Source organism: Cupriavidus sp. 96C5-1, assembly GCF_057798855.1.
Genome location: NZ_JBYOJU010000096.1, coordinates 1 through 8109 on the forward strand (window position 1 = coordinate 1; position 8109 = coordinate 8109).

The 8109-nt window shown below is 66.8% G+C and carries 3 protein-coding genes; all 3 read left to right on the forward strand.

Annotated elements, in window-relative coordinates:
* Positions 1-1794: UDP-forming cellulose synthase catalytic subunit (gene bcsA / locus AC3FOF_RS44120; RefSeq protein WP_488730262.1), on the forward strand; the 1794-nt coding region annotated here is incomplete at its 5' end.
* 65 nt (positions 1795-1859) lie between these two features.
* On the forward strand, positions 1860-4223 hold the full coding sequence (bcsB, locus tag AC3FOF_RS44125; RefSeq protein ID WP_488730263.1) for a cellulose biosynthesis cyclic di-GMP-binding regulatory protein BcsB: 2364 nt from the start codon (positions 1860-1862) through the stop codon (positions 4221-4223).
* 176 nt (positions 4224-4399) lie between these two features.
* The coding region (locus AC3FOF_RS44130; RefSeq protein WP_488730264.1) for a tetratricopeptide repeat protein at positions 4400-8109 on the forward strand (3710 nt) is incomplete at its 3' end.

Consider the following 8109-nt stretch of genomic DNA (forward strand, 5'->3'; position numbering starts at 1 on the left):
TTCCAGACCGCGTGGCCGCTCCAGCGCCGCCCGGTGCCGATGCCGCCGGACAGCGCGAACTGGCCCACGGTCGACATCTTCATCCCGACCTACAACGAGCCGCTCTCGGTGGTGAAGCCGACGGTGTTCGCCGCCATGTCGCTGGACTGGCCGCGCGACAAGATCAATGTCTATGTGCTCGACGACGGCCGGCGGGAGGAATTCCGCGAGTTCTGCGAGCGGGTCGGCGTCACCCACGTCACGCGCAACCACAATCGCCACGCCAAGGCCGGCAATATCAACGAGGCGCTCAAGAACACGTATGGCGAGTACGTGGCGATCTTCGACTGCGACCACATTCCCACCCGCTCCTTCCTGCAGATCTGCATGGGCTGGTTCCTCAAGGACGGCAAGCTGGCCATGCTGCAGACGCCGCACTATTTCTTCTCGCCGGATCCGTTCGAGAAAAACCTGCGCACCTTCCAGGAAGTGCCCAACGAGGGCGAACTGTTCTACGGCCTGGTGCAAGACGGCAACGATCTGTGGGACGCAACGTTCTTCTGCGGCTCGTGCGCCATCATCCGCCGCGCCCCGTTGCTGGAGGTCGGCGGCATCGCGGTGGAAACCGTGACCGAGGACGCGCACACCGCGCTCAAGCTGCACCGCAAGGGCTACGGCACCGCCTACCTGGCGATTCCGCAGGCGGCGGGGCTGGCCACGGAAAGCCTTTCGGGCCACGTGGGCCAGCGTATCCGCTGGGCGCGCGGCATGGCGCAGATCTGCCGGGTGGACAATCCGCTACTCGGGCCGGGCCTGTCGCTCCCGCAGCGGCTGTGCTACCTCAATGCCATGCTGCATTTCTTCTATGGCCTGCCGCGGCTGGTGTTCCTGACCGCGCCGCTGGCCTACCTGCTGTTCGGCGCCCACGTGATCCAGGCCTCCGCGTTGACCATTGCCATCTTCGCGCTGCCCCACCTGCTGCACGCGAACATGAGCAACTCGCGCATCCAGGGCAAGTTCCGGCATTCGTTCTGGAACGAGGTCTACGAATCGGTGCTGGCGTGGTACATCATGCGGCCGGTGCTGGTGGCCTTCGTCAACCCCGCGGCCGGCAAGTTCAACGTGACGCCCAAGGGCGGGGTGATCGAGGAAGCCTACTTCGACTGGGTGATCTCGCGGCCCTACCTGGTGCTGCTGCTGTTCAACCTGCTGGGCGTGGTGGTGGGCTTCCTGCGGCTGTTCCTGTGGAACCAGTTCGAGGCCACCACGGTGGTGCTGAACCTGATCTGGACCTTCTACAACCTGATCATTCTCGGCGCTTCCATTGCTGTGGCCAGCGAGACGCGGCAGATCCGCGTGGCGCACCGGGTGGCGATGAAGCTGCCTGCCACGTTGCATTTCGCCGATGGCCGTGCCGTGGTGTGCGAGACCATCGACTTCGCCGAGGGCGGCATCGGCATGCGGCTGCCGCCGGGCATGAAGGCGACCGTAGGCGACGCAGTGCAGATTTCGCTCTACCTGCAGAACGACGAACACATGTTCCCCGCCAAGGTGGTATTCCAGGGCGAGTCGCACACTGGCCTTGAGCTGATGGAGATGAGCCCGCGCGAGGAAGTGGCTTTCGTGCAATGCACCTTCGCGCGTGCCGACGCCTGGATCGATTCCTGGGGTAGCAAGCGTCCGGATGCCCCTGGCCTGGCCGCGAGCCAGATCCTGCGCATCAGCCTGCTCGGCTTCCACAACATGATGTTCCACCTGGGCCGCGAGATACGGGGGTTGCTGCGGCGGCCCACTGCTGGTGCCTCTACCCGCTAACAAGCGGTGTCGCCATGTGCCCACCTTTGGGCGTACGCGGCTGCAATCGCCCCAACTAACGGAGAATGCGCTTGACCAAAACACCACGCCCTCCGGTTCGGCTTCCTGCCCCTCTGCCCGTGCTGACCCGCCTGGGTGCCGTGCTGGCGCTTTCGACGCTGACCATGGCGCCGGCCGGCGCCCAGCGCGCCGCCATGCCGGACGCCACGCGCAACGCGGCAACGGCGCAGGCGAGCGCAGGCGGTGCCGCGCAGGCTGCCACCGGTGCACCCCGCAGCGGCGCGCGCACGATACAGATCACCCTCAAACAACTGGGGGCGGATGCTCCACTCCAATTGCGGGGCGTCGATGGCATCAATGGCGTGCCGTTCTCGATTCGGGCCGGTGAGGTCGTGACCGCGGCGCGCCTCAAGTTGCGCTACACCTATTCGCCGGCGTTGATCCCGGCGCTGTCGCATATCAACGTGATGCTCAACGGCGAGGTTGCTGCCACCGTGCTGGTGCCCAAAGAAACGGCGGGCACCAGCCTGGAGCGCGAACTTACCATCGAGCCGCGACTGATTAGCGAGTTCAACCGGCTGAACATCCAACTGATCGGCCACTACACGACGGATTGCGAGGACCCCTTCCACTCCAGCCTGTGGGCCACCATCGGCAACAGCAGCGTGCTCGAACTCACGCTGACCCCGGTGGCGCTGGCCAACGAGCTATCGCTGCTGCCGCTGCCGTTCTTCGACCGCCGCGACACGGGGCGCCTCAGGCTGCCCTTCGTGTTCGCCGGCGCGCCGTCGCCCGCCACGCTGGAAGCGGCCGGCGCGGTGTCGTCGTGGTTCGGCGCGCTGGCCGGTTATCGCGGCGCGTCCTTCTCCGCCACGCTCAACCAGGTGCCGGCGTCGGGCAATGCGGTGGTCTTCGTCACCAACGAGGAAAAACCCGCCGGGGTGGAGTTGCCGGCTATCAACGGTCCTACCATCGCGGTGGCGCCCAACCCCGCCGACACCAATGGCAAGCTGCTGCTGGTGATGGGGCGCGACAGTGCCGAGCTCAAGACCGCCGCGCGCGCGCTCACGCTGGGCGCGCGTGCGTTGTCCGGGCAGAGCGCCACCATCACCAGGCTCGACGACGTGGTGCCGCGCGTACCCTACGACGCGCCGAACTGGATCCGCAGCGACCGCCCGGTGCACTTCGGCGAACTCGCCGAAGTGCGCGATCTCAACGTCTCGGGCTACAGCCCCGACCTGGTGCGCGTGAACTTCCGGCTGCCGCCCGACCTGTTCGGCTGGCGCAGCAAGGGCATTCCCATCGATCTGAAGTACCGCTATACGCCGCGTCCGGTATTGGATAAGTCCACGCTGAATATCAACGTTAACCGGCGCTTCCTGCACGCCTATGCGCTGCGGGCGGTCAAGAACCAGGACGGCCGCGCTAGCCAGTTGCTGGACAAGATGCTGCCGGACGGCTCGGTGCCGGCCAAGGAGCGCATCGACCTGCCGCTGTTCATGCTGCCCGCGCAGTCGCAGCTGCAGTTCCATTTCTACTACGACTACCTCAAGCAGGGCGCGTGCAAGGACGTGCTGCTCGACAACGTGAAGGGGGCCATCGATCCCGATTCAACTATCGACGTGACCGGCCTGCCACACTTTATCGCGTTGCCCGATCTGGCGGTGTTCGGCAACAGCGGCTTCCCGTTCACGCGGCTGGCGGACCTTTCCGAAACTGCCGTAATCCTGCCGGACAAGCCTGGCGCCGAGGATTATTCGACCTATCTCACGCTGATGGGGCGCATGGGCGAATCCACCGGCTACCCAGCTACCGGTGTGGCGGTCAGCGGCGCAGCGCAGATCGACAAGCAGGCCCAGCGCGATCTCCTGGTGATCGGTACCACGCAGAACCAATCGCTCTTCGCACAGTGGGCCGAGCGCATGCCGGTGTCGCTGGTGGGAAGCGAGAAGCGTTTCTCGCTGACGGATTCCGTCTCGACGGTGACGAGTTGGTGGAATGGCGCGGATGGCACGCGCAATCGCCCGGTGAACACGCGTCTTTCGATCAACAGCGCTGGAACCAATGTTGCGCTCAGCGCCTTCGAATCGCCGTTAGCGTCCGGGCGCAGTGTGGTGGTGGTCGCCAGCAACACACAGCATGGCTTGCTTGCGGTAGCCGAGACCTTGCTCGATCCGGACCAGCTCGCGCGCGTGCAGGGCAGCCTGGTGCTGGTGCGCGGTAAGGAGATTGACAGCCTGGAAGCCGAGCAGAACTACTACGTGGGCAAGCTGTCGCCCTGGACCTATGCGCAGTGGTGGCTCTCGCAGCGGCCCCTGTCCATGGTGCTGATGATCGGCGGCGCGGTAGTCCTGCTGGCCGCCTTGCTCTACCTATCACTGCGCAAACGTGCGAGCCACCGAAATCAGCAAAGGAGCGCGGGAACATGAACGAGGCGGATCACAAGCGGTACTGCCCTACATAGGCGCACTCCATCGTCCGAAAGGATATCCGATCGGCACCGCAGCTATGTGTTTCACACACCAATAGGAATTTCTCTCGACCAGATTGCGGACCGGTGCAGGCTCGCATCTTTGACCGAGCTAGTCTTGATGCAGGAAAAAACATGTCGAACCACAAGCGCCCGGCCGTGAACAGACGCGCGAATGCAATCCAACCGACAAACTCTGGCGGCAAGCGTTCGCACGTCAAGACCTTGATGTTCGGCCTGCTGACGGCATTGTCTACGTCATCCCTGGCGCAGGAAGACCCAGTCAAATTACTGGTGGATCAAGCCAAATACTGGCAGGAACGCGGACGCAGCGATCGTGCGACCGAAGCCTGGCAAAAGATCCTGCGGCTGAATCCTGCCCAGACAGACGCCCTGTATGGCATGGGCGTGGCCGAGGCCGAATCCGGCCGCGCGGATAGCGCGCGCACCTACCTGGAGCGCCTGAAGAAGGCCCAGCCTGGATCGACGCTGGTGGGGCGTCTCACGCAAATCATCAGCGGTGGCGGCGTTACCCGGCAGCTGGAGCAGGCGCGCCAGATGGCTCGCAGCGGCCAGGGCGAGGAAGCGGTCAAGCGCTACCAGCAAGCCGCCGGCGGTGCAGTGCCTGAGGGGAAGCTTGCGCTCGAGTATTACCAGACCCTGGGCGGCACCGCTCAGGGTTGGGACGAGGCGCGCAAGGGGCTGGAGCAACTGGCGCGCGCCAATCCGTCCGACAACCGTGCCCAGCTTGCGCTGGCGCAGCATCTGACCTATCGCGAATCGACCCGGAACGAGGGCATTCGCCGGCTCGATGCGCTTTCCAAAAGCAGCGACGTGGCGGGCTCCGCCGGCGAGAGCTGGCGGCGCGCGCTGACCTGGCTGGGCGGCCGCCCAGCCGATGCGCCGATGTACCAGGCATGGCTGGCCAGCCATCCCGACGATGAGGCCATCCGCGCCAAACTGGATGCGATCAAGGCTCCGCAACAACAGCAACAACAGCAACAACGGCAACAACGGCAACAACGGCAACAACGGCAACAACGGCAACAACAAAGCACGCGGGTTGCTAGTGTCACCAGCAACCCGGTGCACCAGCTTGTGCAACAGGGCTTCGGCGCGCTCGACATTGGTGACCTCGGGCGCGCAAGTGAGATTTTCCAGACCGTACTGGTCCAGCGGCCCGAGGACGCCGACGCGCTTGGCGGCATGGGCGTGCTGCGCCTCAAGCAGGAAAAGTTTGCCGAGGCGCTGGATTTTCTCGATCAGGCCGCCAAGCGTGGCGCGGGCGGACGCTACCGCAGCGCGCAGAACAGCGCCACCTACTGGCTGCTGTCCGAGCAGGCCAATGCCGCGCGCGGTGCGGGCAACCGCGCCGAGGCGCGAAGCCTGCTGGAGCGCGCGATCAAGCTGGATCCGCACGAACCTGCCGCCCAGGTGGCGCTGGCCGACGTGATGGCAGAGGAAGGGCAATACGTCCCGGCCGAGGCCGCGTACCGCCGCGTACTCAAGCAGCAGGCCGACAATCCCGACGCCACGCGCGGCCTGGTGGGCGTCCTTGCGGCGCAGAGCAAGAATGCGGAAGCGCTGGCGATCGTGCAGAACCTGACGCCCGCGCAACAGGACAAGGTCGGCTCGCTTGGCAAGCTGCGCGCCGAGGAAGCCCGCGGCCAGGCCCGCGCCGCGCTGCAACGCGGCGACACCGCCAGCGTGCGCCGCGCGCTGGAAGACGCCATGGCGGCCGATCCGTCCAACCCCTGGGTGCGGCTCGATGTGGCGCGCGCCTATGCCTCGATGGGTCTGAAGGAGCAGGCGCGCAGCATCATGGATGGCCTGCAGCGGTCCAACCCCAATATGCCGGACACGCTCTACGCCAGCGCGCTGTTGGCCGCCGAGACCGGCGACTGGCAGGGCGGCCTCGATGTGCTGGAGCGCGTTCCCCCGCAGAACCGCACGCGCGACATGAGCACCCTGCAGCGCCGCCTATGGGTGCACGCCGAGGCGGCGCGCGCCAGCGGGCTCGCCGCGGCCGGCCAGCAGGCTGCCGCGCAGGGCGTGCTGCAACAGGCCGAACGCTACGCCCAGCAGGACGCCGACCAGCTCGGTGCGCTGGCGCTGGCCTATGCCGATGCCGGCGACGAGGCGCGCGCGCTGTCGCTGATGCGTACCGTGATGGGCCGTACCGTGCGCCCGGATACCGGCATGCAGCTGCAATACGCCGCCATCCTGCTCAAGACCAGGCAGGACGTGGAGCTGGCCGGGGTGCTGCGCCAGCTCGCCAACGCCAACCTGAGCCAGGCGCAGCGCCGCGACTACGATGATCTGCGGGCCGTCTATATCGTGCGCCAGGCCGACGCACTGACCGAGAGTGGCGACCTGGCGGCTGCCTATGACATGCTGGCGCCAGCGCTCTCCGAGCGCGGCGGCAGCAGCGCAGTGCGTTCCAGCCTGGCGCGCATGTACGCGCAGGCGGGCGAGAACAAGAAGGCATTGTCGCTGTACGAGAGCGTGCTGGAGAAGGATCCGCGCAATCTCGACCTGATGCTGGCGGCCATCGGCACTGCTACCGCCGCCAAGGAATTCACCTGGGCGGAAGGCACGTTGCAGATGGCGCTGGCGCAGGCGCCCAAGTCGCCCAAGGTGCTGACCGCGGCAGGCCGGCTCTACCGCGCCGAGGGCAATCCCTCGCGCGCGGCGGACTACTTTCGGGAGGCGGTGGCGGCCGAGAACTCGGCTGGCGCATCGACGCCGTTCTCGCGTCCGGACGGTGCCGGTTTCGACCGCGTGCCTTCCAATCCCTTTGCCGGCTTGCCGGAGCAGCGGCCCAGCTCGCAACTGCCGCCGCCGGGCTCACAGGCGCCATACCCGATCATGCCGGGCCCGAGCCGCGCCGCGGCTGGGACGGCGGCGCTGCCGGTGGCAATGAACACGGGCGGGCAGCCCTATGTCCCGGCACCGGTGGCGGCGGGCGGATCAGGGATGGCGCCAGTGCAGCAGCCCGCAGTATATGATCCGCAGCGGGCGCAGGTGCCGGTACAAGCGCCAGCTACCTACTATCCACAACAAACCAGTGCCGCCGCCACTACACCAACCAGGAGCGCGCGCGGCACCAAGACTATCAGCACGCCCCATCCAGCCTATCAGCCCAGTCAGCAGCCTGCGCAGTATCCGGCACAAGTCCAAGCCCAGCATTCAGCTACGCAGCACCCCGCCCAGCCGGCCGCCGCAGCCCCGTATCCGGTAGCGCAGAACGCTGCCGCGGCCGCCGCCCAGGCCTACGCGGCGGCGCCTACGCCCGCCGCGCCGGCGCGCCAGCCGTTTGGCGCGCAGTCTCGCGCACCCTGGCTGGCCGATGCCGATTCGCAGGCAAACCCGACCGGCCCCAAGACCGCGCTGGACGACCTGCGCGACATCGAATCGCAGCGTACCAGCACGCTCGCCGGCGGCCCCACGCTGCGCGCGCGCAGCGGCGATTCCGGCATGAGCCAACTGACCGAGATGCAGGTCATCGCCGAGGGCAAGATGGCCGCAGGCAACGGCAAGCTGGTGGCACGCGTGACGCCGGTGACGCTCGACAGCGGCTCGTTGGGCGGCGACTACAACAGCGCCTCCCGTTTCGGCGGCGGGCCACTGGCGTTCCCGGTTGGCGGCCAGCCGGTCAACCTGTCCGGTGCGCCATTGCGATCCACGTCGGCAGGGTCGCAGAATGCCTTCGGGGCAGCGGTCAGCGTGGCTTACGAGTCCGAGCGCTTCAACGCCGATATCGGCAGCACGCCGCTGGGTTTCCGCTACACCGACGTCAACGCCGGCGCGCGCCTCAACCTGCCGCTGTCCCAGCGCACCACGCT

Excerpts from the sequence above, each read along its gene's own strand:
- bcsB (WP_488730263.1), top strand. The coding sequence starts at position 1,860 with ATGCGCTTGACCAAAACACCACGCCCTCCGGTTCGGCTTCCTGCCCCT.